Origin of the sequence: Tritonibacter sp. SIMBA_163 (genome assembly GCF_046535935.1) — a bacterium.
GTDB lineage: Bacteria > Pseudomonadota > Alphaproteobacteria > Rhodobacterales > Rhodobacteraceae > Epibacterium > Epibacterium scottomollicae.
Genome location: NZ_JAWJBP010000777.1, coordinates 1 through 257, shown reverse-complemented (window position 1 = coordinate 257; position 257 = coordinate 1). Strand labels below are relative to the sequence as shown.

The following is a 257-nucleotide window of genomic DNA, read 5'->3' as shown; positions in this document are numbered from 1 at the left end:
ACTTATATCTCGAAATTTGGAGACGAAAATGATCTCTTCCTACTTGAAAAACTTTAACTAAACGAATCATATGTTCAACAAATATCCGTTGAGAAGATAGCTTTTTATTTTCTTCTTTTTGAGAAGAGTTTAGTTCTCCATTTTTAGGTTTTTTCTCAGGAGTTGTGATTTGATTATCTCCAACATAGGCTTTATCTCCACTAAATGTTTGCTCGACTGAGAAAATACTTTTATGTTCTTGGAATAATTTTATATCG

Annotated in this window: 1 protein-coding gene; it reads right to left on the bottom strand. The window is 30.4% G+C overall.

What is annotated here, in order from left to right; genetic code table 11:
• Positions 1–257 (bottom strand): transposase family protein (locus R0J92_RS24435; protein WP_411053589.1); only part of this gene is annotated, 257 nt, incomplete at both ends.